This window comes from Roseovarius sp. SK2, assembly GCF_028807495.1.
GTDB lineage: Bacteria > Pseudomonadota > Alphaproteobacteria > Rhodobacterales > Rhodobacteraceae > Roseovarius > Roseovarius confluentis.
The window spans coordinates 1-22,182 of record NZ_JARAMK010000006.1; the positions used below are offsets into that span (position 1 = coordinate 1).

Consider the following 22,182-nt stretch of genomic DNA (forward strand, 5'->3'; position numbering starts at 1 on the left):
CGTCGTCTGCGGCGAGATCATGACCATGCCGGGCCTGCCCAGCCGCCCCGCGTCCGAATCCATCCGCCTGAACGACCAGGGCGAAATCGAAGGATTGTTCTAAAGGACCGGTTTTCCCCACCCCATGCGAGCGGTATAGGGTGGGGGACCATTTTCGGGCCGGGAGGAAAGACATGACGGCAGAGATTATCGACGGCAAGGCGTTTGCCGCAAAAGTGCGCGAGAAGGTGGCGGGCCACGTGGACCGCCTGAAGGAAGAACACGGCATCACGCCGGGACTGGCCGTGGTGCTGGTGGGCGAGGACCCGGCAAGCCAGGTCTACGTCCGCTCGAAGGGCAAGCAGACCGTCGAGGTCGGCATGAATTCCTACGAGCACAAGCTGGAGGCGGACACCTCGGAAGAGGATCTGCTGGCGCTGATCGACAAGCTGAACAACGACAAGGACGTGCATGGCATCCTTGTGCAGCTGCCGTTGCCGGACCACCTGGATTCCGACCTGGTGATCAACTCGATCGACCCGGCGAAAGACGTGGACGGGTTTCACATCTCGAACGTGGGCCTGCTGGGCACGGGACAGAAAAGCATGGTGCCCTGCACGCCGCTGGGCTGTCTGATGATGCTGCGCGAACACCACGGGAGCCTTTCCGGCATGGACGCGGTGGTTGTCGGGCGGTCGAACATCGTGGGCAAGCCGATGGCGCAGCTTTTGCTGGGCGACAGCTGCACCGTGACCATCGCGCACAGCCGCACCAAGGACCTGCCCGAGGTCGTGCGCCGCGCCGATATCGTGGTGGCCGCCGTGGGCCGGCCCGAGATGGTGCCGGGTGACTGGATCAAGGAAGGGGCCACCGTGATCGACGTGGGCATCAACCGGGTCGAGCGCGACGGCAAGAACAAGCTGGTGGGCGATGCCGATTACGAGAGTTGCGCGGCGCGCGCGGGGGCGATTACGCCCGTTCCCGGCGGCGTCGGGCCGATGACCATCGCGTGCCTGCTGGCCAACACGGTGACGGCCTGCTGCCGTGCCAACGGGTTGTCGGAGCCGGAAGGCTTGACGGCGTAAGACCTCTTGCCCGGCGGCCTCCGCCGGGCAGCCCCCGACCGCCCCCGCGGGCGGGGGCTTCACCCCCACCCTCGGTCGGGGACTGCCCTCATTTCTTTTCGGCCTTGTCGCAGGTCTTGCGCACGTCGCTAAAGGTCCACCGGAATCATGGTGCCGACCATCATGGCGATGTGGCGTTCCGCACCGTCTGTCACGGCAAAAATATCCGATTGCACCACCATCAGGCGGCGGCCCGGCTTGATCACCCGGCCCCGGGCCACAAGGGTGTCGCCCGCGCCGGGAGCCAGCAGGTTGATCTTCATCTCAGTGGTCATCACCTCCATCCCCTCGGGGATCAGGGTCAGCGCGGAATAGCCCGCGGCACTGTCGCCGATGGCGAAGGTCAGGCCGGCATGGGCGACCCCCTGCTGCTGGCGGCTGCCCTCGAGGATGGGGGCGGTGATCTCGACCCGGCCCTCGGCGATGCCGGTGAGCGTGGCGCCCAGCGTCTGCATCATGGATTGCCGGGCAAAGCTGTCGCGGATGCGGGTCTCGAAGGGAGCAGACATGGGGCTGGGGTCTCCGTAGGGTGTCCGGACAGTCTAGGCCGTGCGCGTATGAATAGGAACCGCGCCGGTCATGCCTTTGCGCCGCGCGGCATGGGCGCGGGATGGGGGGTCTTGCCCGTCAGGATCGCCAGCGCCTCGGGGCGCATGAGATCGCAGAGCGCGGTGTCGTGGCTGCGCAGGCCGCCAGTATAGGTGCCGTAGGCGGGCATCACCAGCCGGTCGCTGTCGAGCAGGAAGGCGGGCCGGGTGATGGCGCGGCCCCGGACAGGCAGGGTGACCTTGGGGTGATAGTGCCCTGACACCTCGCCGGAAAAGCCCTGTTGCGCGATGTGGCGGAAGGTGAGCGGCGGGACGGGCAACTCGAACAGATGCGCGCCGCCAAGGTCGACGGGGCCGGGATCGTGGTTGCCCTCGATCCAGACCCAGCGGCGGCCGGCCTGAAGGCGGCTGATCCAGAGTTTTTCGGCATCGAGAAGGGCGCGGGCGGCCAGCGCGTCGTCGAAGCTGTCGCCAAGGCAGATGACGGTATGGGCGCCGGTGGCTTCCAAGTCGGCCTGCAGCCGCGATAAGGTGTCGTGGGTCTCGTAGGGGGGCAGTTGCGCCTCGCCCAGGCGGGCCCGGCGTTCGGTCTTGCCCAGGTGCATGTCCGACACGCAAAGCAGGTTCAGGTCACGCCAGAAAAGCGCGCCGGAGCCGAGGGCGGTGAGACGGGCGCCTGCCAATGTGAACTCGTAGCCGTTCATGCTTCGTTCATCACGCGGGGCGACTGATTTTGCAAGGGCTTTTCCGGGTGTCAGGCGAGACCGGCAGCCTGCATCAGGCGTTGGGTTTCTTCCTCAATCAGGCGGTCCTGTGCGCTGCCTTCGACGGGGGTGCGTCCGGCCTCGAGGAACAACGGCGCTGCAAAGGGCGTGACGCGGGGCAGGCGGACAAGGTCGACGCGGTTGCCGATGCGGTCGAGCATCTCCTCGATCCGGCCAAAGTCGATCAGGCCGCGCATTGCCTCTTGCCTTGTGATGTCCAGGAGCAGGTGATCGGGGTCGTATTTGGCCAGCGTGTCATAGAGGATATCGGAGGAAAATGTGGCCTGCCGCCCGGATTTGCGGACCTGGGGCAGGTTGCGCTGGATCAGGCCCGCGATGGTGGCGGAGGCGCGAAAGGTACGTTTTATCAGCTGGTTACCGGCCAGCCACTTGTCGAGGCCTTCGCGCAGGGCGGCGCGGTCCAGAAGGCCGGTGGCATCGGTCAGCGGTTCCAGCCCCCAGATGAGGGTGGCGTAATCGGTCGAGACGAAACCCATGGGGGCGAGGCCCATCTCCTCCATGCGTTTGCTGAGGATCAGGCCCAGCGTCTGTTGCGCGTTGCGGCCGGCGAAGCCGTAGATGCAGGCATGTTCGCGCCCGTCATGGGGAAAGCTTTCGATGAGCAGGCGACCCGCTTTGGGAAGTTGCGAGACGTCTTGCTGGAGCGCAATCCAGTCGGCGGTGTGGGCCGGAAGGGCGGAGTGGTCGCCGGAATGCAAGAGCGACAGGATGCGCTGGCTGAGCTGGGTGGAGGTGGCGAACTTCGTCCCGGCGAAAGTGGCGATCTTGGGTTTCTTCGCGGCGTCGCGGCTGACCTCGACCACGGTTTCGCGCAGGCCTTCGTATTTCACGATCTGCCCCCCGATCAGGAACGTGTCGCCGGGGGTGAGGGAGGCGGCGAAGCCTTCCTCGACCTCGCCCAGCGGCTTGCCGCCGCGGTTGCGGCGCATCCGGACCTTCAGCAGATCGGCGTCCTGGATGGTGCCTATGTTCATGCGGATCAGGCGGGCGCTGCGTGGATCGCGCAACTGCCACAGGCCGTCGCGATTGAGCAGGCGCTGCCATTGGTCATAGGCGCGCAGGGCATAGCCGCCGGTTGCGCAAAAATCGAGGCAGGCGTCGAACTGGGCGCGGGTGAGGGTGGCATAGGCGCCGACGGTTTGGACTTCCTCGAAAAATGCATCTGCATCGAACGGCCCGGCGCAGGCGCGGATGAGGATGTGCTGGCAGAGCACGTCGCGGGGGCCGGGGCCGCGTGGCTCGCCGTCGAGGTCGTGGTCACGGACGGCCTCCAACGCGGCATGGCATTCGATGACCTCGAACCGGTTGGCGGGGACCAGAAGCGCCTTTGATGGCGCGTTGTAACGGTGGTTGGCGCGGCCGATGCGCTGCACCAGGCGCTTGACGTTCTTGGGCGCGCCGACCTGGATCACGAGGTCCACATCGCCCCAGTCGATGCCGAGGTCCAGACTGCCGGTGCAGACCACGGCGCGCAGCTCGCCGCGCTGCATGGCGGCCTCGACCCGCTCGCGCTGTGCCCGGTCGAGTGAGCCGTGGTGGATGCCGATCGGCAGGGCCTCTTCATTGGCGAGCCAGAGGTTGTGAAAGAAGATCTCGGCCTGGGCGCGGGTGTTGTGGAAGATGAGGGTGATGCGGTGGCGTTTCACCTCTTCCAAAACGGCGGGGATCGAATAGGCTGCACCACCCCCGGACCAAGGTGGGGTGGCATCGGTTTGCAGCATTGCGATATCGGGCTCGGGGCCGGGATCGGCCATGAGGATTTCACAAGGGTCGGGGTGGCGGGCGAGCAGGCGCGCGATGGCGGCGGGGTCCTCGACCGTGGCCGAGAGGCCCACGCGGCGCAGGCCGGGACACATGGCCTTAAGGCGGCTGAGGGCGAGGAAAAGCTGGTCGCCGCGCTTCGACTCGGCCAGCGCGTGGATCTCGTCGACGACGATGCGTTTCAGCCCTGCAAAGATGCGCGGCGCATCCTCGTAGGACGTGAGGAGTGCCAGGCTTTCGGGCGTCGTCAGCAGGATATGCGGCGGGTCGGCGCGCTGGCGGCGCTTGGCCGACGAGGACGTGTCGCCGGTGCGGTCCTCGATGCGGATGGGCAGGTCCATGTCTGACACAGGCGTGGTGAGGTTGCGCTTGATGTCGGCCGCGAGCGCCTTGAGGGGCGAGATGTAGAGCGTGTGCAGCCCCTCGTGGCCGTGCTCGGCGATGTCCACCAGCGTGGGCAGGAAGCCCGCCAGTGTCTTGCCGCCGCCGGTGGGGGCGATGAGCAGCAGGGCGGGGTCATCGGCGCGGTCCAGCATCGCCTGCTGGTGCGGGTGGATGGACCAGCCGCGCGAGGCGAACCATTCAGTGAACACGGGGGGTAACGACGTCATCCGCCAGATGTAGGCGGAACCGCAAAACTTTTCAGGAAAAGTTTTGCCCGGAGTTTTCAAAAACTCCGGGCGGCGCTTACTTCACGATGGTCTCGTCCTTGACGAACATGTTCGCCCAGGCACGGTCCAAGAGATCGGGACGCATCTGGTAGGGAATGCCCTCGAATTCGCAGATCGAAATCATCTGGTCGATCAGGAAGATCGGCTGGTAGTTGGCGTAGACGTTGTTGATCGTCGGGTACTTGACCTTGAGCAGATGCAACAAGGTGTCCTCGTCCAGCGGCATGCCGCGTTTCTTGGCCACCATGGCGAAGATCTTGAGGAAGTCCTGCTGGTTCGGGCCGTCGATCTTGATCTTGAAGAAGATCCGGCGCAGGGCGGCCTGGTCGAAGATCTCGTTGGGGTGGAAGTTGGTCGAGAAGATCACCAGCGTGTCGAACGGCACCTCGAACTTTTCGCCCGATTGCAGCGCGAGGATGTCCTTGGATTCCTCGAGCGGGACGATCCAGCGGTTGACGAGGCTTTGCGGCGGCTCTGCCTGGCGGCCAAGGTCGTCGACGATGAAGATGCCGCCCGTCGATTTCAACTGCAGCGGTGCCTGGTAGGTCCGCGCGGTCGGGTTGTAGACCAGGTCGAGCATCGACAGGCTGAGCTCGCCCCCGGTGATGACCGTGGGCCGTTCGCAGCGCACGTAACGCGTGTCGAAGGTGCGCTTTCGGCGCAGGGAGTTGGGGTCGTCGACCTCGACCTCGGCCTTGGAATGGACGATCGGGTCGTAGACGGTGATGACTTGGCCCGCGTATTCGATGGCGCGGGGGACATAGATCTTGTCGCCCATGGCGTCGCGGATGCCGTTCGAGATCGAGGATTTCCCGTTGCCGGGCGGGCCGTACATCAGGATCGAGCGGCCGGCCGACACGGCAGGGCCGAGGTGATCGAGCAGATCGTTGGGCAGCACGAGGTGGCCCATGGCGCCGGTCAGCTCGTCCCGGGTGATCTGGATGTTGCGGATCGACTGGCGCTTGACCTGTTCACGGTAAACCGCCAGCGGCACGGGCATGGCGCCGAAATATTCCGATTGCGACAGCGCGTCGAGGGCGCGGGACTTGCCCGCGTCGGTCAGCTGAAAGCCCATCTCGCCGCCCGAATTGGCGTTGAGCGTGCCGGTCGCCTCGAGCAGGCGTTGCTGGCGCGCCATGTCCACCAGTTCCTGCGTGACGGCGCGAGGCAGGCAGATCGCCTCGGAGATTTCGCTGACCATGTCGAGGTTCTTGCGGAACATGGTCTTCAGCAGGATGTCCCGCATCATGACGATGGGGAGCTGCATTTCGTCGAGCCCGGAGGGTGGCGGGGGCGGCTGAACGCCGTTGGTCACTTGCATATTCATGGTTTTCTGCCCGTTTTCTTCGACAAGTTGACATGTCTCAGGCACCGCATACTGCGGCGCAATCCGGGGCAGGATGGCATCAAATCATGCGGAAATTGTGGTCGCGCGCGGGCGTGGTTGGGGCAGGCGCCTCAGGCGCCGTAGGCGGCGCCGAGGCCGAGATAAATCACGAGTGTCGCGCCCAGGGCGAAGCCCATGGGAAACTTCTTGCCGCGGTCCCAGCTGATCCAGTCGGGGGCGAGCCGGCGCAGCGGCGTGTGTTTCGCCAGCCGGTGCGTGACGAAACAGGCCAAAAGGTTGGCGGTAAAGAGAAACATGATGATCCGCCAGTCGGCTGGGGCGATGAAGGGCGCCGCGGCGGCGATGAACTTGCTGTCGCCCGCGCCCATCAGCCCGCCGGCATTGGCGATGAAGCCGATCACGAGGGCGATGAACATGATCGCGATGCGCCACGCATAATCGGGCCAGAAGGGGGTGACGGCCCAAAGGCCGACGATCACGAAGATCCCCGCCAGCGTCAGCACCGAGGTGTTGGGAATACGCATGGCCTTGAGGTCACTCCACATCACCCAGAGACAGACCGGGGTGACGAAAGGCAGGAACCAGAGCGCCGCCCAACTGGTGATTTCAAGGGGCATGACCCGCGCCTCGCACGTCTTTTATTCGACGTTGTTTTCCAGCGCATTCAGGCTGCGCGCGGCGGCCTCGAAATGCTGGGGATGCGTGTCGATGGCGTCGCGCAGAAGGCCCTTGCCGATATTGGTGTCGCCCTGCTTGATGGCCGAAAGACCCAGCGTGTAGAGCAGTTGCGCGCGCTCTTCCTGGCTGGTCTGCAGGACAGGCATGGAATATTTCTTTTGCGCGCCGCGCGCCAGGACAAGGTTGTTCTTGGCGGTGAACAGGCTGTCATCCTGTCGGATCGCGTCGGTGAACAGGCGCTCGGCGGCGGCGAAGTCGCCGCGGGTCAGCTTGGAATAGCCCCAGTTGTTCATGACGCTGGCGGGCTGGGTCGTGAGGCCGACGGCGGTCTCGTAGAAGCTGTCGGCTTTCTTCCAGTTCTGGTTGCTGTCGGCGATCATCGCCTCGAGCCGGTAGCGCTTGAAGGTCTCATGGGTCGGCGGGACGGAATCCAGCACCTCGTCGGCGCGTTTCCATTCGTTGTTGCGAATGAGCGCGTCGGCGTATTCCACCTGGTCGTCATTGGTGGACTTTTCATGCTCGACCACGTTTTGCCAGGCCGCGACGGCCTCGGTGTGGCGCTTGGCGCGAATGAGCGATAGCGCGAGGCCGCGGCGCACGTCGATGCGGTCGGGCTTTTCGCCCAGCGTGCGCTGGAAATATTTCACGGACTCGTTTGGGTCTGCCACGGTCAGCATGACATCGCCGAGGTTGCTTTCGTCGACGACGTTGAGATCGGACAAGGCCCGGTCCACATCGGCCTTGCCGGCCTTTTCATCACAAGCGGAAAGGGCAAATGCGCTGCCCACGCAGATGCACATAAGAATAGGGTGGCGCATTTTTTGCGTCCTTTTACTGCCTTTGCCTCAACCTGGTATACTGCGGATCAGGTAGTCGCTGCTCCCGCGCCGCACCAGTTTATAATCTTGCTCTAACTCTTCACTATAAAGAGAATTTTCCGATTTTGCGAGAACTAACCGCAAATTGTCTCGGATTGAGTCACTTTGGCCATTGTCGAGCGCGTAGGCCTTTTTGAACACCTGTTCGGCCTCGCCGTTTTCGCCCTTTTCCAGCAGGACAACGCCAAGGTTGTTCCAGACCTCGGGCGAGAATTCGTCTTTTTCGATGGCCTGTCGGAGCAGGCGTTCGGCGGTGTGCAGACGCCCCAGGCCGAGATTGGCGGTGCCCAGGCCGCCAAGCACATCGGCGCTCATGCCCTCGTCGAGGGCGGCGCGGGAAAAGGCGTCGATGGCCAGTTCGTACTCGCCGGCGGCCACGAGGCGGTGGCCGACCAGCTTGGAGTCGACGGCCTCGCCATCCTTTGCGACGCCGGGGGCGTAAGGGCTGTCGGGATCACGCGAAGCGCCTTCGCCGCAGCCCGCGACGAGAGCGAAGGAAACCAGAAGCCAGACACCTGCTCGTGCCATGCCGGTTATGTCGCCTCTTCGTTGTGGCGGCAGGCCCGCGCGGGACCTGCCTTTCGTTGGTCCGGCCGTTACTGGCCCGCCATCGTGAAGAGTTCCATGATCCCCAGCACCGACGGGCCGACCAGAATGATCAGCAATGGCGGCACTGTAAGCATCATCGTGGCCAATGTCATCTTCGTCGGCAGCTTGTTGGCCTTTTCTTCAGCCCGCATGACCCGTTTGTCACGCATCTCGCCGGCATAGACGCGCAGGGCGTCGGCGATCGAAGTGCCGAAGGATTGTGATTGCACCAGCACGGTCACGAAGCTGGAGATATCCTGCACGCCGCAGCGTTCGGCCATTTCGTTCAGGACCGAGGGTTTGTCCCGTCCGGCCTTGATCTGGTGGGAGACGATCTCGAATTCCTCGGACAACGCAGGATAGGAAGCGCGGATTTCCTTGGACACCCGGATGATTGCCTGGTCGAGCGACTGGCCCGCCTCGACGCAGGTCAGCATCATGTCGAGGCTGTCGGGGAAGCCTTCCTCGATTTCCTGCTGGCGCTGCTGCTGACGCTTGGTCACCCAGTATTTCGGTATCAGGTAGCCGATCCCGCCGGGGCCGAGGATATACATCATCGTTTGCGTCGTGGTCGTGTCCTCGGCACCCGCCAGGAACACCAGGAAGTACAGCACGCCCAGGATCAGGAAACCGATACCGAGCGCGAACTGCGCGAAGTGGAAATAGCGCACGGCGTCGCGGCTGCGATAGCCGGCCTGCATCAGGGTCAGGCGGATCTGGCTGAGTTGCTTTTCATCCTCGGGTTCGAGGAACTTCGCATACCTGTCCAGCTTCTCGTTGCGCTGGCCGGTGCGCAGCTTCTTCTTCTGGTCCTCGGTCGACAGGCCGCTGCGCGACTGCTTCTTGATCTTGTCCAGCGGGTCGTTCGACTCGCGGATCAGGATCGGGATCGTCAAGAGGACCAGAAGCAGGCCCAGTGTGCCCACCGCGATCAGCGGGCCGAACGGGCCCAGCGTATCGGTCATGAACTGTGAAATCCTGTCCAACATGGTCGTGGCCTTTACACTTTGATGTTCACGAGGGCGCGCATCACGAAGAGGTTCGCCACGAGGAAGAAGCCGACAGCGAGGCAGGCCGGTATGAAGTAGGGGTGTTCCATCGCCTCGTCGTAATAGTCGGGCTTGATCATCTGGATCGCGATCAGCGCGAGGATCGGGAAGGCGGACAGGAACTTGCCCGACCACTTGGCCTCGGCAGTGATGGCCTTGACGCGGCGGAACAGGCGGAAGCGGGCGCGGATCACCTTGGCCAGACCATCGAGGATCTCGGCCAGGTTACCACCCGATTGCTGCTGGATGGTCACGGCCACGGCGAGGAAGCGCAAATCCTGCATGTCCAGCCGTTCGGCCATGTCCTTGAGCGCCTCACCCATGTCGCGGCCATAGGCGGCCTCGTCGGCGATGACGCCGAATTCGGTGGCCAGCGGGTCGGCGACCTCGTTGGCGACGATGGAAATGGCCGAGCTGAACGGGTGGCCGACACGCAAACTGCGCACCATGAGTTCGATGGCGTCGGGCAGCTGTTCTTCCAGCATGGCCATGCGTTTGCTGGCCTTCATGTTGACCCAGACAAAGATGCCGCCCACGCCCATCGCGACGGAGACGAGAATGCGCACGGGCAAGGCGGTGCTGGTGCCGACCGACAGGCCGATAAAGGCGATGAAGCCGCAGGCCACCATCAGCATCATCAGCTGCTTGGGCGAGAACGCGATGGCCCCCATCTGGGCCTTGGTGGCGAGGATCGAGTAAAGCGGGATCTTGCGCGCCTTGAGATGCTGTTCCATCTCCTTGCGCAGCTTTTCCATCACCTCCTCGCGATTGCCGGTCTTGTCGAGCATCTCCAGCCGGCGGTTGACGCGGTTGTTGAGGCTGATGGAGCGTCCGAAGACGGTCAGGTAAAGACCCTGAACGAGGACCATGATCCCGATGAAAATCAGGCCGTAAATGATTGGCTCTGCACTGATAGACATAGCGTTTACTCTCCCACGGGTTCATAGATGCTGGGCGGCAGGTCATACCCCCACAAGCGGAACCGTTCTGAAAAATTCGACCGCACACCTGTGCCGGTGAAATGGCCGATGATCTTGTTGTCGGGCGACAGGCCGACGCGCTGGAAGCGGAAGATCTCCTGCATGGAAATCACGTCGCCCTCCATGCCGGTGATCTCGGTGATCGAGGTCATCCGGCGCGAGCCGTCTTGAAGGCGGCTGGCCTGCACCAGAAGGTTCACGGCCGACGCGATCTGCGAGCGCACCGCCTTGAGCGGCATCTCGATCCCGGCCATGGCGACCATGTTTTCCAGGCGGCTGATCCCGTCGCGCGGGTTGTTTGCGTGGATCGTGGTCATCGAGCCGTCGTGGCCGGTGTTCATGGCCTGCAGCATGTCGATCACTTCCTCGCCGCGCGTCTCGCCGACGATGATGCGGTCGGGGCGCATCCGCAGGGCGTTTTTCAGACAGTCGCGCGGGGAAACTTCGCCTTTGCCCTCGACGTTGGGCGGGCGGCTTTCCATTCGACCCACGTGGATCTGCTGCAGCTGAAGTTCCGCGGTATCCTCGATCGTCAGGATGCGTTCGGCATTGTCGATGAAGGACGACAGCGCGTTGAGCGTGGTCGTCTTGCCCGAACCCGTACCGCCCGAGACGATCACGTTGAGGCGCGTGGCAACGGCGGCCTGAAGATAGGCGGCCATTTCCTCGGAAAAGGCGCCGAAATTCACCAGGTCGTCGATGCCCAGCTTGTCCTTCTTGAACTTACGAATGGACACCAGGCTGCCATCCACCGCCACGGGCGGGACCATGGCGTTGAAACGCGAGCCATCCTGCAGGCGGGCGTCGACGTAGGGGTTGGATTCGTCGACGCGACGGCCCACGGCCGACACGATCTTGTCGATGATCCGCAGAAGGTGCTTTTCGTCCTTGAAGGTCGTGTCGGTCAGTTCCAGCCTGCCCGCACGTTCCACGAACACCTGCTGCGGGCCGTTGACCAGAATATCGTTGACGGTGTCGTCCTTCAGGAGCGGTTCCAGCGGGCCAAGGCCGCGCACCTCGTCATAGAGGTCCTGTGTCAGCGTGGACCGGTCCTCGCGATTCAGAACGATGCTGCGTTCTTCCAGCGCCTCGCCTGCAATCGACGCGATCTCCGCGCGCAGGTCAGCCTCCGTCGCACTTTCCAACGCGCCGAGGTTCAGGTTGTCCAGAAGCGCGCGGTGCAGTTCGATCTTGATCTCGGACAAACGTTCCTTGCGCTTGCGGTCCTTGTCCTGCGGCGACGTAGTTGCCGCCGCTTTCTGAAGCGGTTTGCGCAGCGAGACGCTTTGCGCCTCTTCCACGGGGGCGGTCCGGGGTGCTTCGGCGACGGGCGTCTTGTTGGCCTTGACCGGCTGGGCGCCTTCGGTCGTCTTCTTGTATCGCGAGAACATTGGTTAACTTCCTTTATGCGGCCTGATCGGCGTCGCTTTGGCCAAGCGCGTGCAGCGAGACCGCCAGCTTGGCGATTTCCTTGCGCAGCGGGTTCTTGCCGGCGGCGCTTGCCAGCGGCGTGCCGTGGTCGCCCGCCTGCATCACCGGCTTGCCGCCGTCGGGCAGCTGCACCTCGATGCTGATTTCCAGGCTTTCGGCCATGCGCTTGACCCGGCTTTTGCCGTTCAGGTCGGTGAACTTCGGCGCGCGGTTCAGGCAATAGCGCAGCTTCTCGACCGGCAGGTCCTCGGAGCGCAGCGCCCGCTTGAGGCGCAGGGCGTTCTGGGCCGAACGCATGTCGAGCTCCAGCGTGGTGAAGTAGATCTGCGCGGAATGCAGCACGGTTTCGGTCCACTGGACCAATGTGCCGGGCATGTCGACGATGACATAGTCGAACTTGGCACGGGCCATGTCCAGCACGCGCTGTACATCCTCGGGCGTGATCATGTCGAGCGGCAGGATGTCGGTGGGTGCGGTCAGAACCCAAAGCTTGTCCTCGTAGGAGACCAGCGCCTGCTTGAAGATATCCTCGTCCATCGAGTCGGTGTCGGCCCACATTTCATAGACGACATCCTTGCGCGGCAGGTCGAGATAGGTGGCGACCGAGCCGGTTTGCAGGCCGAGGTCCAGGATGCAGACGCGCGGGGCGTCGTTCTTGGTGACCGTGGCCAGTTCCCATGCAAGGTTCACCGCCAGGGTCGTGGCGCCGGTGCCGCCGGCAAGGCTCTGAACCGCCAGCAGAACACCGTCGCCCGGGCTGCTCGAATTGCCGAATGGGGCGGCGGCGGCGGCAGAGGCAGAGATGTCGGTGCGCTGCAGGCGGTCGATCGCGGCCTGCAGCTCGTTCTCGGGCAGAGGGTAGGGGACGAATTCATCCGCGCCCTGCCGCAAAAGCTGGTGCAGGGACGAGGGGCTGACATCCTCGGCGATCAGGATCACCTTGATCCCGCGTGCCTTGGCCATGGTGATGATTTCGCTGAGCAGGCCGATCTCGTCCTCGTCGCTGGCGTCGATCGCCAGCGCCACGAATTCCAGACCGTCGGCTTCGGGCTGGTTGAAGAAGGCCAGCGCCTCGGCAAAGCCAAGATCGCCCCAAGCCTCGCCCAGGGCGGTTTCCATGTCCTCGATCAACAGGTCGAAATCCTGCACGTCACGGCTGACGGTGCAGGCCGTGATCGGGCTGGACTCGGGTTGTTTTTGCACACTACTCATCTCAGGTCGGACCCATGCTTGTTGCGACGTCGATGCGTCGGAAACCGTTATCTTTCGGACTTCGGGACGATGCGCATACACGCACGGACCCATTGCCATGCGCTGAAACTGCTGGAAAATCTGGGCAATAATTGGGCCAAAAGATCGTAATTGTGCGATATCTCAGGACAAAAAAAACCCGCCCAACAGATTGTTTCGGGCGGGTTCTTGAGGTGGCCCGGCCTGTGGCCGGACAGGGAGAATTCAGATCATTCCGAACTACCGCTGGTGACTTCACCACCTTCTTGGACCATGATCAGTTCCGAGCGCGGTACGGCGCTGGCGACGTATTCGCGGTAGACCACCTCGGCATATTTGCCGTCCATCACGATGGGATGCGACGCGACAAAACCGGTGACCTCGGTCACGGTGCGGCGGTTGCGGCGTTCGCGGCCTTGCGTGACGACCAGCGGCTGTGCCTCACCGAAGGAGACGACGGCCTCGAGGCGGCTGCGGCTGATGCCCTGCGAAACAAGGAAGTTGACCACCGCGTTGGCGCGTTGCTGTCCGAGGCTCTTGTTATAGCCGGCGGACCCGACAAGGTCGGTGTGGCCGTAGACCCGGAAGCGGACCTCGGGGAACTGCCTGATCCAGCGGGCCTGCTCGCGCAGCGTGTCACGGGCGCCGGCATCGAGTTTTGCGCTGTTGAAGGCGAAGTTGACCGTGCTCAGAACCTCGTTAGAGAAGCGGTTGGCCAGATCGTAGACGTAGCCTTTCTCGCCGCGCATTACCAATTGGTTGTGGACGGTGGCATTGCCGAAGTTGCCGCCATCGACGAGGCCGCCCGCTTCGCCGAAGTAGGACTTGTAGACCTGCCCCTGCTGCGAACACCCGGCGAGGGCGAGAACCGACGCTGTTATAAGAAACTTTTTCATGGCCTTGTCTCTCCTCAGTCCATCACGTAGCCGTAGGACCCGTTGAAATCCTGCCGGGCGACTTCGCCAGTCGAGCCGCCTGACTGGCGCACGTCCTTGGCGACGCGACCGTTCAGGAACAGGTCTTTTTCCGTCGGCAGCTTGACCCGGTCGGTCGGCAGGGCAAGAACCGTGCCGCTGGTCGGGGTCACGAGATGCGCGGTGACGATGATCACCAGCTCGGTCTGGGCGCGTTCGTATTCCGCGCTGCGGAAAAGCGCGCCGAGGATCGGGATGTCACCCAGCCACGGGATCTGGCCCGCATTGTCGCGGAAGTCGTCCTGCAGCAGGCCCGCGATGGCAAAGCTTTGCCCGTCCCGCATGACAACGGTGGTCGAGGCGTCGCGGCGGCGGAAGGCGGAGACGTTCAGACCGTTTGTCGTCAGGCCGTTGGAGGGGTCGAGCGAGGAGACGGCGGCGGCCATTTCCAGGTTGATGACCTCGTCGTCCAGCACGCGCGGGGTGAAGTTGAGCTCGACGCCGAAGGGCTTGAACTCGATCGTGGTGGTGCCGTTTTCCTGGGCTACCGGGATCGGGAATTCGCCGCCTGCGAGGAACTTCGCCTCCTGGCCCGAAAGGGCGGTCAGGTTGGGTTCCGCAAGGGTGCGCACGACGCCTTTTTCTTCCAGTGCTTCCAACAGGATACCGACCTCGGTCGAGCCGATGTCGAAGCCGATGGCAAGCGCGCCGAAATTGTTCTGAACCGTCGGGATCGCGCCCGCCAGTGTGCCCAGGACGCCGCCCTGGGTGTTGGTGGTGCCCGAGCCGCCGATGAAGCCGGCGCTGCCCGCCGACCGAGCATCAAGGGACAGCGAGGTGCCCAGTGCCTTGGACACGGTGCGCTGCATCTCGGCAAAGCGGACTTTCAGCATGACCTGCTGTTTGCCCGAGACCGACATCAGGTTCGACACGCGCTCGGGCGCGTAGCGGTTGGCCAGTTCCAGCGCGCGGTCCATCTTGCCGGCGCTGGTGACGGTGCCCGACAGAACGATGCCGTCATTGGCCGACCGGACCTCGATCTTTTCGCCCGGCATGATCTGTTGCAGCCGTTCCTTGAACTCGGAGATATCGGGGCTGACATGCACCTCCACGTTGGTGATCAGCCGGCCCGTCGCATCCAGAAGGGTCAGGGTGGTGCGCCCGGGCGCCTTGCCCAGCACATATACGGTGCGGTCCGACAATGTCGAAAAGTCCGCGATGGAGGGGTTCGCGATGCTCAGTTCCGCGAAGGGCACGTCACTTTCTATGACGACGGCCCGGTTCATCGGGATGCTGAGATCACGGTTTGCGCCCTTGCGGATCACGGTGATGGATTCCGCCATGGCCATTTCCGCGAGGGGAGAAATCAATACAGCCAGCCCCAACAGGGCAGCCTTACACAAGCTCGAATTTTTCATGTGACCTGCCTTTCCGATCACGCCTCATTAATCGGGTCTTTTCGCCCGGAATTGGCAAGACTGTGGGCCAGTTCAAAAATTTTTTCAAGAATCAACCACTTTCGAGGCGCTGTTGCTGTGGATTTTTGGGGACAGTTGCCGGAAAGAAACGAGGCGCCCTGTGGTGGGGGCGCCTCGGGTATACAAGATGTTGTGTTGATCAGTTCGTGGCGCAGGGGATCGGTGTCGAGATCACTTCACCGCCGCGGCGGGTTTTGATCGTGCAGATCTCTTCCTTTACCTGCGGCGCGGGCGCGGCGGCCCGTTCGATGCCCAGCAGCATGTTCTGGTCGACTTCGATCGCCTGGGCCACGGTTTCGTCGTCTGCGCCCACCAGCGACAGCGACAGGCTGCCGGTGGATTGAGCCTGGGCGAGGGCGGCGACCTGTTGCGGTTTGATCGCCACGGTGACGGTGCGGGCGATGATCGCCTCGGTGGTGTCGCCATTGGCGACCTGATCGACAGCGATCAGACGCACACCGGTCTCGATCAGCTTGGTGACCTCGGTGCGGCTGCGGCTGCCGTCCATGCCCTGGGCCACGTTGGCAGAGCCGGTCCAGTAGATATCAACGCGGTCGCCCGGACGCAGAAAGCCCGACACGCCGCTGGACACGTCCACCTCGATCGCGAAGGCGCGCATGCCGCGCTTGAGCTGCGAGGTGATGCCGGCATCTTCACCCGGCCCGGTGACCTTGACATCAAGGATCGCTTCCTTGGGTTCCATCGCGCGCAGCACCGTGCGCGGTTCGTCCTCGCCTTCGGGGAACAGCTCTTCCATAGTGGAATAGGTGCCCTCGGGCAGTGAACCCACGGGGTAAGCCACCAGCGACACGTGATCCTTCAGCAGGCGCTGGCCGTATTCCAGCTTCTGCGTGGCCACGTAGACGTCGACCGTTTCAAAGGCAGGGGCGCTCTTGGCGCGTTCCTGTGCAAGCTGGGCCTGATAGCCCTGGATGTAGTTCTTGGCCATGTAGACGGCAAAACCTGCCAGACCTAGGCCGAGAATGAGTACAAGTCCAAACACCAAACGCATGGCGTGTCCTTTCAAGTTTTGCTGCTCTCGTGGCGCTTCGAGCGCCTTATGATTTCTAAGTACAATCCAATGTCTTCAAGCAAAGATCACAGGGTATAGCCTCACCGGATTGACGCCGGAAACGCTTTTGAACTGGAATTGCACACCCTCAGGCCACCGTACGTTCGTGCGCCTCTTCAAGCTTCATTCTTCACCGACTGACTGGGCGGCGACCTCATCGGAAACGGACGTTCCGAGCGCGTTGTTGGCGGCACCGATAGTTTGAATGGTCCCCACAGCCAAACCGACGATCGCGGCTGTCAGAACAACCCAGTCCACGCTGACAGCGCCGTCTTCCGAGTACGAGAAATGCTTCAGCATCTTCAACATTTTAGACCTCACTCGTTTGTTCGATAACCCGACACTGCTTAATGAATGTGACCTTAGTTAGGCCCAGGATTGACAATTTCGCCTGAATCCCCTGATCCAAAAGGAAAACGCCGCATACCCAAAGGTGTGCGGCGTTTTTATCAGTCAGCAGACTGATTGATTATCCGCCGGTGCCAACGCTTTGGCCTTCGACGCCGGACGAGATCTTGTCGGCCAGCAGGCCCACACCGTCGGAAACGCTGGCAACGCCAGCAACGCCCAGGCCCACGACAGCTGCGGTCAGCACGACCCAGTCAACAGTCACGGCACCTTCTTCGTCCTTGCGGAATTTTTTGATGAATTTGATCATGGTTGGTCCCTCCAAAGGATCAGTTTTACTCAAGTTGCAACCGCTTGCAGTTGAGTGGGCCGCCTCTCTCTTTGGCCCGCTGCGTTGCGGTATGGGGAGAATATAGCCGTCCGATTCCGGCAAGATTTGGGCGGCATTTGAGCGTTTTTGGACCGCGTTAACTTTTCCGCGAAGAGCTTGCCTAAGGCATTGATTTGCAATGTTTAAAAAAGGTTAAATTTTTTGAATCATTCGTTTGATCGGGGCTTTTCCTGCCGAAAGGCCGGGTTTGGCGTTCGTTATAGAACGACAATTATAGGCAAATGGCGCGATTGGTGTCATACTGGCAAAAAATCAACCGAGGCAGAGCAGGCCCGACCATGCGATTCAAACGACTTCTCGCCCTCGGCGTGTGCCTGGCGTGTGCATTCCCCGTTCATGCAGGCGATCCGCCGCCGTTTCCGGAGTTCACGTTCAAGAAAGGCAAGCCGCCCAAGAAAGGCGGTGGCAAGCTGATCACGGTGCAGATCGATCCCGAAGACCAGGCCCACCTGAAACCCAGCGGCAAAAGCAAGAGCGGCGACGACGGGGCCGCGGACATTCCCGTCGTGCCGAGCGTTACCGCCGCCTATGGCTGGTTCTGGACGAAAGTGCCCACCGATGACAAGACCAGCGGGCCGGACCGGCTGCGCCTCGCGTTCGAGAACCTGCGGGACGGGCCCGGCGGTGCGTCGGTCAAGGGGCCACGGTTGCAGCATATGCAGGAGATCGCCCGTGTCCACGGCGCCGACATCCTGCGCGCCACGATCGGGACCGAGGTGTCGCCGGCGCTGGTGCTGGCGGTGATCTCGGTCGAGTCGGGCGGCCGCACGGATGCGGTCAGCGGCGCCGGTGCCCAGGGACTGATGCAGCTGATCCCGGCCACGGCGGAGCGTTTCGGCGTGGCGGACTCGCTGCAGGCGGGGCAGAACATCAAGGGCGGGGTGGCCTACCTCGACTGGCTGATGAAGGAATTCCGCGGCGACGCGGTGCTGGCGCTGGCGGGCTACAACGCGGGCGAGAACGCGGTGAAGAAGCACGAAGGCGTGCCGCCCTATGCCGAGACCCGCGATTACGTGCCCAAGGTTCTGGCGGCCTTCAAGGTGGCCAGCGGGTTGTGCAAGACGCAGCCCGAACTGATCACCGATGCCTGCGCGCTGACGCTGGCGTCTTACTGAGAACCGGCGTCACGCTTTCTTCTTGGCGCGGCTTGTTCCCTTCTTCGTGCCTTTTTTCGCGGCCTTCTCGGCGATCAGTTCCACGGCCATATCCATGGTCACGTTGGCTGGCTCTACATCCTTGGGCAGGGTGGCATTGACCTTGTCCCATTTCACGTAGGGGCCATAGCGGCCTTCCATGACATTGACCGGCCCGCCGCTTTCGGGGTGCTCGCCCAGTTCCTTGAGCGGCTTGGCGGCGGTGCGCCCGCGTCCGCGCCCCGGGTTGGCGCGCTTTTCGGCCAGAAGTTCGACCGCGCGGTTCATGCCGATCTCGAAGACGTCCGCAGGATCCTTGAGGTTCACGTAGACCGGCTTCGCCTCGTCCTCGGCCTGGTGCATGACATAAGGTCCGAACCGCCCGAAATTGGATTTGACCTCGCCGCCGTCGGGATGCTCGCCCACGATGCGCGGCAGGCTGAGCAGGGTCAGCGCCTTTTCCAGCGTCATCTCGTCCTTGTCCCAGCCCTTGGGCAGCGACGCGCGTGGCGGCTTCTTGTTCTCTGGCGTCGGCTCGCCGCGCTGGACGTAAGGCCCGAAGCGCCCGGACTTCAGCCAGATCTCGTCGCCCTGATCCTCGCCCAGCAGGCGCTCGTCGCCCTCGGCGCCTTCGCCGGCGATGGGGCGGGTATAGGTGCATTCAGGATAGTTGCCGCAGCCCACGAAGCCGCCGGTGCGCGAGGTCTTGAGATGCAGGCGTCCTTCGCCGCATTTGGGGCAGATGCGCGGATCGGACCCATCCTCGCGCGGGGGATAAAGCTGCGGCGCCAGCACCTCGTCCAGCTTGTCGAGCACCTCGGCGATGCGCAATTCCGACGCTTCCTCGACAGCGGCGTGGAAATCGCGCCAGAACTCGGCCAGCACCTTTTTATAGTCCGCGTCGCCGGCCGAGATGACGTCCAGCTCTTCCTCGAGGTTGGCGGTGAACTCGTAGCCCACGTATTTGCGGAAGAAGTTAAGCAGGAAGATCGTGACGATCCGGCCCTTGTCCTCGGGGATCAGGCGGTTCTTGTCCTTGCGGACATATTCACGCTCCTGGATCGTGGTGACGATACTGGCATAGGTCGAGGGGCGGCCGATGCCCAGTTCTTCCATCTGTTTCACCAGCGTCGCCTCGGTATAGCGGGGCGGGGGCTGGGTGAAATGCTGTTCGGGGGTGACCGAGCGCTTGTCGGTCTTGTCACCCTCGGCCAGTTGCGGCAGGCGCTTGTCGTCGTCATCGACGACGGCGTCGTCACGGCCTTCCTCGTAGACCCGCAGGAAGCCGTCGAACAGCACGACCTGCCCCGTTGCGCGCAGGCCGACCTGGCCGTCCTTCGAGCCGATCTCGACCGTGGTGCGTTCCAGCCGCGCGCCTTCCATCTGGCAAGCCAGCGTGCGCTTCCAGATCAGGTCATAGAGCTTGCGCTGATCCGGCTCGCTGAGTTTCAGGCTGTCCACGTCGCGCGTCATCTCGGTGGGACGGATGCACTCGTGCGCTTCCTGCGCGTTCTTGGCCTTGTTCTTGTAGATGCGGGGGCTGGACGGAACGTAATCCTTGCCGAAGCGCTCGCCGATGGCGTCGCGGGCGGCCTCGACCGCCTCGGGCGCCATGTCGATGCCATCTGTCCGCATATATGTAATGTGTCCCGCCTCATACAGACGCTGGGCCGCGCTCATGCATTGCCGGGCACCCATGCCGAACTTGCGGCTGGCCTCTTGTTGCAGGGTCGAGGTCATGAAAGGCGGGCTGGGGTTGCGGCTGCCCGGCTTGGCCTCGACGCTCGTGACCGTGAGGTCGCGGCTCTCGATTGCCTGTTGCGCCATCTCCGCCTGCGTGGCGTTTTCCAGATCGTATTTGTCGAGCTTGTCACCGGCCAGGCTGACCAGCCGCGCCTCGAACTCTTGCCCGCGGGGCGTGGTGAGCAGGGCCTTCACGCTCCAGTATTCGCGGGGATTGAACGCCTCGATCTCCATCTCGCGTTCTACGATCAGGCGCAGGCAGACCGATTGCACCCGGCCCGCGCTGCGTGCGCCGGGCAGTTTGCGCCAGAGCACGGGAGACAGGTTGAAGCCCACGAGATAGTCCAGCGCGCGGCGGGCCAGATACGCCTCGACCAGCGGGCCGTCCACGTCGCGCGGGTTCTGCATCGCCTCGGTGACGGCGGTCTTGGTGATGGCGTTGAACACCACGCGTTTGACGTCGGTGTCCTTCTTGATGGCGCGGCGCTTGCGCAGGGCCTCTTCCAGGTGCCAGCTGATCGCCTCGCCCTCGCGGTCGGGGTCGGTGGCGAGGATCAGGGAATTGTCGTCTTTCAGCGCGTCGGCGATGGCCTTGATATGTTTCTTGCTGTCGTTGCCGACCTCCCAGGTCATCTCGAAATCCTGGTCGGGATCGACCGAGCCGTTCTTGGCCGGAAGGTCGCGCACATGCCCGTAGGAGGCCAACACGGTGTAGTCCTTGCCCAGGTACTTGTTGATCGTCTTGGCCTTGGCCGGGGATTCGACAACAACGACTGGCATGAACACTCCTATGGTCTGAAAAACGGGGCGGGCGACTCGGCCCGGCCCCATGGCGGCGCAACATGTGGTGTCTGTGCGGGGATTGTCAATGCGGCGCGGAACGCGTGGTTGTCGGGACGCTTCGTCTCAGTTCAGCGAGACGAGCCCGCCGGGATGGCGCCGGATCTTGCCGTCGACCTCGAGATCGGTGAGCACCGGCGACACTTGCGCGGCGGGGGCGGAGAGGTCGCGGATCAGCTGATCCTCGGCCAGCGGGGCGGGGCCGAGGCGGTTCAGGATGTCGGTATGAAGCCGGGCGGTTTCGGTCAGGCTGCGCTTTTCCGGCGGCGGGGCCAGCCGAAGTTCGGGCTGCGGCGGTGGCGCCGTGTCCGAGAGGGCGGGCAGGGCGGCGAGCACGTCATCTGCGTTGCGTACCAGCGTGGCCCCGTCGCGGATCAGCATGTTGCAGCCCGCGGCGCGGGCGTCGAAAGGATGTCCCGGCACCGCCAGCACGTCGCGCCCCTGATCCAGCGCGTTGCGGGCGGTGATGAGCGATCCGGACTTGGCCGCGGCCTCGACCACCACGACGGCCTGCACGAGGCCGCTGATGATGCGGTTGCGGGCCGGGAAGTGCCGCGCCTGCGGGGTCATGGCGATGGGTTGTTCCGACAGGCGCAGGCCGGTCCGGGCGATATCCTCTGCCAGCTTGGTGTTCTCGGCGGGGTACATGACGTCGACGCCGCCCGCGACGACTGACAGCGTTCCGTGATCCAGCGCGGCCAGATGCGATGCCGCGTCGATTCCCCGGGCGAGGCCGGAGACAACGACATGACCCTGCTCGGACAGCGCGCCCGCCAGCGCCTTGGCCATGCGCAAGCCCAGCGAAGACGCGTTGCGTGCGCCGACAAGCGCCACCATGGGGCGGTGCAGCAGTTGCATGCCCTGTCCGGCGGCCCACAGGAAGGGCGGCGCATCGGGGATGCCTGCCAGAAAGTCGGGGTAATCGGGGCTGCCCATGAAGATCAGCCGGGCGCCAATGGCGGCGCCGGCCTTCAGTTCAGCCTCGGCCACGCCGATGGGGCAGGGGGTATATTTCTCGACGCCCGCGGCACGGGCGACCTCGGGCAAGGCCTCCAGCGCCGCTTGGGCGCTGCCGTGTTCGTTCATCAGCCTGTGGAACGTCGCCGGGCCGACCCGGCGAGAGCGCAACAGACGAAGCCACGCTACCCGATCATCTTCCGTGGTGGGTGGGAGTGGGGGGTGAGTGGAAGGATGTGTTTCCTCGGACATCGTG

21 protein-coding genes are annotated in these 22,182 nt (G+C 63.5%); 3 read left to right on the top strand and 18 right to left on the bottom strand.

Translation table 11 applies throughout. The features are described 5' to 3' along the window. Together PVV74_RS12515 and folD are read left to right on the top strand one after the other, a co-directional pair. A partial coding sequence (locus PVV74_RS12515; protein ID WP_274593577.1) for a formate--tetrahydrofolate ligase occupies positions 1–103 on the top strand: 103 nt, incomplete at its 5' end. Between the two features lie 70 nt (positions 104–173). Beyond that, the gene (folD, locus tag PVV74_RS12520) at positions 174–1,064 is read left to right on the top strand and encodes a bifunctional methylenetetrahydrofolate dehydrogenase/methenyltetrahydrofolate cyclohydrolase FolD (RefSeq protein ID WP_103764810.1); all 891 of its coding nucleotides are present in this window, start codon (positions 174–176) and stop codon (positions 1,062–1,064) included. Positions 1,065–1,192: 128 nt separating this feature from the next. Here folD and PVV74_RS12525 read toward each other — a convergent pair whose 3' ends face one another. From PVV74_RS12525 to PVV74_RS12600, 16 genes are all read right to left on the bottom strand, one after another. Then, on the bottom strand, positions 1,193–1,612 hold the full coding sequence (locus PVV74_RS12525; RefSeq protein ID WP_103764811.1) for a PaaI family thioesterase: 420 nt from the start codon (positions 1,610–1,612) through the stop codon (positions 1,193–1,195). A gap of 68 nt (positions 1,613–1,680) precedes the next feature. Further along, positions 1,681–2,355 (bottom strand): ligase-associated DNA damage response endonuclease PdeM, encoded by a 675-nt coding sequence (gene pdeM, locus PVV74_RS12530; RefSeq protein WP_103764812.1) that lies wholly within the window; start codon positions 2,353–2,355, stop codon positions 1,681–1,683. A 50-nt stretch (positions 2,356–2,405) separates the two neighbouring features. After that, on the bottom strand, positions 2,406–4,808 hold the full coding sequence (locus tag PVV74_RS12535; protein WP_274593428.1) for a ligase-associated DNA damage response DEXH box helicase: 2,403 nt from the start codon (positions 4,806–4,808) through the stop codon (positions 2,406–2,408). A gap of 76 nt (positions 4,809–4,884) precedes the next feature. Continuing rightward, positions 4,885–6,195 (bottom strand): ATPase, encoded by a 1,311-nt coding sequence (locus tag PVV74_RS12540; protein ID WP_103764814.1) that lies wholly within the window; start codon positions 6,193–6,195, stop codon positions 4,885–4,887. A gap of 131 nt (positions 6,196–6,326) precedes the next feature. Beyond that, positions 6,327–6,833: a prepilin peptidase gene (locus PVV74_RS12545; protein ID WP_103764815.1), complete on the bottom strand. Its 507-nt coding sequence runs from the start codon at positions 6,831–6,833 to the stop codon at positions 6,327–6,329. Between the two features lie 21 nt (positions 6,834–6,854). Next, on the bottom strand, positions 6,855–7,712 hold the full coding sequence (locus tag PVV74_RS12550) for a tetratricopeptide repeat protein (protein WP_274593429.1): 858 nt from the start codon (positions 7,710–7,712) through the stop codon (positions 6,855–6,857). A gap of 27 nt (positions 7,713–7,739) precedes the next feature. Beyond that, positions 7,740–8,300, bottom strand: a complete 561-nt coding sequence (locus PVV74_RS12555) for a tetratricopeptide repeat protein (protein ID WP_103764817.1) — start codon at positions 8,298–8,300, stop codon at positions 7,740–7,742. A gap of 68 nt (positions 8,301–8,368) precedes the next feature. After that, on the bottom strand, positions 8,369–9,325 hold the full coding sequence (locus PVV74_RS12560) for a type II secretion system F family protein (protein WP_274593430.1): 957 nt from the start codon (positions 9,323–9,325) through the stop codon (positions 8,369–8,371). A gap of 35 nt (positions 9,326–9,360) precedes the next feature. Further along, a complete protein-coding gene (locus PVV74_RS12565; protein WP_274593431.1) occupies positions 9,361–10,329 on the bottom strand; it encodes a type II secretion system F family protein in 969 nt (322 codons plus the stop codon). A gap of 5 nt (positions 10,330–10,334) precedes the next feature. Further along, complete coding sequence (locus PVV74_RS12570) at positions 10,335–11,780, bottom strand: CpaF family protein (protein WP_103764820.1); 1,446 nt, start codon at positions 11,778–11,780, stop codon at positions 10,335–10,337. A 13-nt stretch (positions 11,781–11,793) separates the two neighbouring features. Then, positions 11,794–13,032, bottom strand: coding sequence for an AAA family ATPase (locus PVV74_RS12575; RefSeq protein WP_103764821.1), 1,239 nt, complete (start codon positions 13,030–13,032; stop codon positions 11,794–11,796). A 248-nt stretch (positions 13,033–13,280) separates the two neighbouring features. Next, entirely contained in the window at positions 13,281–13,946 is a 666-nt protein-coding gene (locus PVV74_RS12580) for an OmpA family protein (protein WP_274593432.1), read from the bottom strand. A gap of 14 nt (positions 13,947–13,960) precedes the next feature. Beyond that, positions 13,961–15,382 (bottom strand): type II and III secretion system protein family protein, encoded by a 1,422-nt coding sequence (locus tag PVV74_RS12585; RefSeq protein WP_274593433.1) that lies wholly within the window; start codon positions 15,380–15,382, stop codon positions 13,961–13,963. A gap of 199 nt (positions 15,383–15,581) precedes the next feature. Continuing rightward, positions 15,582–16,454 carry a Flp pilus assembly protein CpaB gene (cpaB, locus tag PVV74_RS12590; protein ID WP_274593434.1) on the bottom strand — a complete coding sequence of 291 codons (873 nt, stop codon included), beginning with the start codon at positions 16,452–16,454 and terminating at the stop codon, positions 15,582–15,584. A gap of 183 nt (positions 16,455–16,637) precedes the next feature. Further along, positions 16,638–16,823 (bottom strand): hypothetical protein, encoded by a 186-nt coding sequence (locus PVV74_RS12595; RefSeq protein WP_274593435.1) that lies wholly within the window; start codon positions 16,821–16,823, stop codon positions 16,638–16,640. A gap of 160 nt (positions 16,824–16,983) precedes the next feature. Beyond that, the gene (locus PVV74_RS12600; protein WP_274593436.1) at positions 16,984–17,172 is read right to left on the bottom strand and encodes a Flp family type IVb pilin; all 189 of its coding nucleotides are present in this window, start codon (positions 17,170–17,172) and stop codon (positions 16,984–16,986) included. Positions 17,173–17,531: 359 nt separating this feature from the next. Here PVV74_RS12600 and PVV74_RS12605 point away from each other — a divergent pair, with 359 nt between their 5' ends. Beyond that, complete coding sequence (locus PVV74_RS12605; protein ID WP_274593437.1) at positions 17,532–18,368, top strand: lytic transglycosylase domain-containing protein; 837 nt, start codon at positions 17,532–17,534, stop codon at positions 18,366–18,368. 9 nt (positions 18,369–18,377) lie between these two features. Here the strand turns inward: PVV74_RS12605 and topA are convergent, their stop codons facing one another. Next, on the bottom strand, positions 18,378–20,909 hold the full coding sequence (topA, locus tag PVV74_RS12610; RefSeq protein WP_103764826.1) for a type I DNA topoisomerase: 2,532 nt from the start codon (positions 20,907–20,909) through the stop codon (positions 18,378–18,380). A gap of 126 nt (positions 20,910–21,035) precedes the next feature. Further along, the gene (gene dprA / locus PVV74_RS12615; protein WP_103764827.1) at positions 21,036–22,178 is read right to left on the bottom strand and encodes a DNA-processing protein DprA; all 1,143 of its coding nucleotides are present in this window, start codon (positions 22,176–22,178) and stop codon (positions 21,036–21,038) included. Between the last annotated feature and the right edge of the window lie 4 nt (positions 22,179–22,182).

What these genes read in the sequence shown, in the direction of transcription:
- PVV74_RS12570 (WP_103764820.1), bottom strand. Translation starts at nt 11,780, where the DNA reads ATGTTCTCGCGATACAAGAAGACGACCGAAGGCGCCCAGCCGGTCAAG.
- PVV74_RS12525 (WP_103764811.1), bottom strand. Translation starts at nt 1,612, where the DNA reads ATGTCTGCTCCCTTCGAGACCCGCATCCGCGACAGCTTTGCCCGGCAA.
- PVV74_RS12565 (WP_274593431.1), bottom strand. Translation starts at nt 10,329, where the DNA reads ATGTCTATCAGTGCAGAGCCAATCATTTACGGCCTGATTTTCATCGGG.
- dprA (WP_103764827.1), bottom strand. Translation starts at nt 22,178, where the DNA reads ATGTCCGAGGAAACACATCCTTCCACTCACCCCCCACTCCCACCCACC.
- PVV74_RS12580 (WP_274593432.1), bottom strand. Translation starts at nt 13,946, where the DNA reads ATGAAAAAGTTTCTTATAACAGCGTCGGTTCTCGCCCTCGCCGGGTGT.
- PVV74_RS12600 (WP_274593436.1), bottom strand. Translation starts at nt 17,172, where the DNA reads ATGATCAAATTCATCAAAAAATTCCGCAAGGACGAAGAAGGTGCCGTG.
- topA (WP_103764826.1), bottom strand. Translation starts at nt 20,909, where the DNA reads ATGCCAGTCGTTGTTGTCGAATCCCCGGCCAAGGCCAAGACGATCAAC.
- PVV74_RS12535 (WP_274593428.1), bottom strand. Translation starts at nt 4,808, where the DNA reads ATGACGTCGTTACCCCCCGTGTTCACTGAATGGTTCGCCTCGCGCGGC.
- PVV74_RS12585 (WP_274593433.1), bottom strand. Translation starts at nt 15,382, where the DNA reads ATGAAAAATTCGAGCTTGTGTAAGGCTGCCCTGTTGGGGCTGGCTGTA.
- PVV74_RS12555 (WP_103764817.1), bottom strand. Translation starts at nt 8,300, where the DNA reads ATGGCACGAGCAGGTGTCTGGCTTCTGGTTTCCTTCGCTCTCGTCGCG.
- PVV74_RS12545 (WP_103764815.1), bottom strand. Translation starts at nt 6,833, where the DNA reads ATGCCCCTTGAAATCACCAGTTGGGCGGCGCTCTGGTTCCTGCCTTTC.
- pdeM (WP_103764812.1), bottom strand. Translation starts at nt 2,355, where the DNA reads ATGAACGGCTACGAGTTCACATTGGCAGGCGCCCGTCTCACCGCCCTC.
- PVV74_RS12560 (WP_274593430.1), bottom strand. Translation starts at nt 9,325, where the DNA reads ATGACCGATACGCTGGGCCCGTTCGGCCCGCTGATCGCGGTGGGCACA.
- folD (WP_103764810.1), top strand. Translation starts at nt 174, where the DNA reads ATGACGGCAGAGATTATCGACGGCAAGGCGTTTGCCGCAAAAGTGCGC.
- PVV74_RS12540 (WP_103764814.1), bottom strand. Translation starts at nt 6,195, where the DNA reads ATGAATATGCAAGTGACCAACGGCGTTCAGCCGCCCCCGCCACCCTCC.
- cpaB (WP_274593434.1), bottom strand. Translation starts at nt 16,454, where the DNA reads ATGCGTTTGGTGTTTGGACTTGTACTCATTCTCGGCCTAGGTCTGGCA.
- PVV74_RS12595 (WP_274593435.1), bottom strand. Translation starts at nt 16,823, where the DNA reads ATGTTGAAGATGCTGAAGCATTTCTCGTACTCGGAAGACGGCGCTGTC.
- PVV74_RS12550 (WP_274593429.1), bottom strand. Translation starts at nt 7,712, where the DNA reads ATGCGCCACCCTATTCTTATGTGCATCTGCGTGGGCAGCGCATTTGCC.
- PVV74_RS12605 (WP_274593437.1), top strand. Translation starts at nt 17,532, where the DNA reads ATGCGATTCAAACGACTTCTCGCCCTCGGCGTGTGCCTGGCGTGTGCA.
- PVV74_RS12575 (WP_103764821.1), bottom strand. Translation starts at nt 13,032, where the DNA reads ATGAGTAGTGTGCAAAAACAACCCGAGTCCAGCCCGATCACGGCCTGC.